Below are 2,752 nucleotides of genomic sequence, written 5' to 3'. Positions count from 1 at the left end.
CGCCGGACCTCCCCTCCAGGCCGGCGCCCGCCGAGATTGCGCGTGCCGCAGCGGGCTGCGGCACGCCGACCAGATCCGCGGCGGCCCGACGCACCGCGGCGAGAATGTCCTGCAGAGCGACACCGAAGGCCAGTGCCCCGGAAGGCCGCCGGTCAGGGTCCTTGGCCAGCGCCGCCTGCAGCACCCGGACCAGGGCCTCCGGAGAGCCGGGGGCGGTCGGCGGCGGGTCCTGGGCGACCCGCAGGTAGAGCGTGACCAGGGGTTCGCCCGGCGCCGTCGTGAACGGCGGCTCGCCGGCCAGCAGGAAGTACAGGGTCGCGGCCAGGGAGTAGACGTCCGAGCGCGGCGTGGCCGGCTCGCCGCCGAGCACCTCGGGCGCGCAGTACGGCACCGAACCGGTGACGCCCCGCACGGGGGTGTCCCGGCGGCCGTCGACCAGGGCGGAGCCGAAGTCGGCCAGCAGCGGCTCGCCGGTCTCGGAGAGCAGCACGTTCTGCGGCTTCACGTCCCGGTGCAGCACCCCGAGGCGGTGCGCGGACTCCAGCGCCCCGGCCAGTTTGATCCCGAGCCTGGCCACCTGGTGCCAGGTCAGCGGACCACGACGGGTGACGTGCTCGTGCAGCGTTCCGCGTCGGAGGTGATCCATCACCAGGTAGGGCCGCCCGTCGGGCAAAGTGCCGCTGGCGTGCACCGGCACGACGTGCGGATGCCCGGACAGTCGACCCAGCGCGGCGCACTCGTGGGCGAAGCGTTCGGCGGCCGACTCGGCCGCGCCGCGCTTGCCGGCGGTGGAGACCTTCACCGCGACGTGCCGGTCCAAGGTGGCCTGGCGCGCGCAGTAGACCACCGCAAAACCACCGCGGCCGATCACTTCGGCGTCGGTTAGTCCAGGGATGTCCAGACCCGGATTGAGGAGCACCGTAAATCCACCTCGTGTCCGGTCATCACGGAATGATCAACGAGGCGGATCTTGGCACGGTCTGAACGTGCTTACCCAGGTCAATCCACCCGCCAAACCGCGTCCTGGGCGCATTTCACCCGAGCGGCCTAGAGGGGTCACAGATCCGGTAACCGTCACCGTGTGGCGTAGAAGGCGACGGCCGCCGCGGCCGCCACATTCAACGAGTCGACGCCCGCTTCCATCCCGATGTGAACGCACATATCGGACTGCTCGATCGTCGCCGGGGCGAGGCCGTCCCCCTCGGTCCCCACCACCCAGGCGATCCGCTCCGGTGCGGCCGCCGCGAACTCGGCGAGTTCGACGGCGGTCCGGGTGCCGGTGCCAGTTCCGGGGCTCAGCGCCGCGACGGTGAACCCTGCCGCGCGGAGCAGGGCGAGATCGGCCGGCCAGGACTGCAGGCGGGTCCAGGGCACGGCGAACACGGTGCCCATCGAGGTGCGGATGGCCCGGCGGTAGAGCGGGTCGGCGCAGGAGGGAGTGACCAGGACGGCGTCGATCCCGAAGCCCGCCGCGCAGCGGAACAGGGCACCGAGGTTCGTGTGGTCCACGATGTCCTCGCAGACCACCACGCGGCGGGCGCCGGCCAGCAGCTCCCGGATCTCCGGCAGTGGGCGACGACCCATCGCGGCGAGCAGGCCGCGGTGGACGTGATACCCCGTCAGACGTTCGAGCAGGTCGGCCCCGGCGACGTAGACCGGCGCGCCGTGCTCGGCGACGGCGGCGGCCAGGGCGGCCGCCGGCTCCACCCGGTTCGGGGCCAGCAACAGCGAGCGCGGGGTGAATCCGGCGTCCAGGGCGCGTTGCAGGACGGTCGCGCCCTCGGCGATGAACACCCCGGCCGCGGGCTCCCGGCGGACCCGGTGCCCGACGTCGGTCAGGCGCTCGTAGTCGGCCAGCCGCGGGTCGGCCGGGTCGCTGACCAGGACGACCCCGGGGATGTCATCCCTCTCGACCACGCGGCTACGGCGTGTCGCGGTCGGGGATGACATCCCGGCCGGGCAGGGCGTCCCCGAGGGCGACCACCGCGCCGATCACCACGACAGCCGGCGGACGGATGCCGGTCTCGATCACCGCAGCGGCGATTCCGCTCAGGGGGGCGCGCACCGAACGCTGGGCGCTGGTGGTGCCCTCCTGGATCACCGCCGCCGGGGTCGCGGGGTCGCGCCCGTGCTCCATCAACGCGGCGGCGATCGCGGCGAGCTTGTCCACGCCCATCAGCACGACGAGGGTCCCGCGCATCCGACCGAGCGCAGCCCAGTCGGTCAACGTGTCCTCGTGGGAGGGCCCGATGTGCCCGGAGATGACGGTGAACTCGTGCGCGACGCCGCGGTGGGTGACCGGGATGCCGGCGCTGGCCGGCACCGAGATCGAGCTGCTGATACCCGGCACCACGATGCAGGGGATGCCCGCGTCCGCGCAGGCCATGATCTCCTCGAAGCCCCGGCCGAACACGTAGTTGTCCCCGCCCTTGAGGCGGACCACGAACTTGCCGGCCCTCGCGTGCTCGACGAGCGCGTCGTTGATCGCCTGCTGAGCCATCGCGCGTCCGTACGGGATCTTCGAGGCGTCGATGACCTCCACGTGCGGGCCGAGTTCGGCCAGCAGCGCGGGCGGGGCGAGCCGGTCGGCGATCACCACGTCCGCCTGCGCCAGCAGCTGGCGCCCGCGCACGGTGATCAGGTCCGGGTCCCCCGGTCCCCCGCCGACCAGCGCGACGCCGACCCGCCGCTCGCGCACCCCCGTGGTGTCCACCGAGCCGTCGCGCAGCGCCCCGAGCAGACGGTCCCGCAC

General features: G+C 73.3%; 3 protein-coding genes. All 3 read right to left on the bottom strand.

Annotated features, from left to right (window positions below; all coding sequences use genetic code 11):
* On the bottom strand, positions 1–919 hold a 919-nt coding region (locus H0X00_RS23225), incomplete at its 3' end, for a serine/threonine-protein kinase (RefSeq protein WP_293775188.1).
* 155 nt (positions 920–1,074) lie between these two features.
* Positions 1,075–1,917: an RNA methyltransferase gene (locus tag H0X00_RS23220; RefSeq protein ID WP_293775186.1), complete on the bottom strand. Its 843-nt coding sequence runs from the start codon at positions 1,915–1,917 to the stop codon at positions 1,075–1,077.
* A gap of 4 nt (positions 1,918–1,921) precedes the next feature.
* Positions 1,922–2,752 (bottom strand): uroporphyrinogen-III C-methyltransferase (gene cobA, locus H0X00_RS23215; protein WP_293775184.1); only part of this gene is annotated, 831 nt, incomplete at its 5' end.

Source organism: Sporichthya sp. (genome assembly GCF_013815995.1).
Classification (GTDB): domain Bacteria; phylum Actinomycetota; class Actinomycetes; order Sporichthyales; family Sporichthyaceae; genus Sporichthya.
Note: the sequence above shows the minus strand (reverse complement) of the source record. Positions and strands in the feature narration are given on the sequence as shown.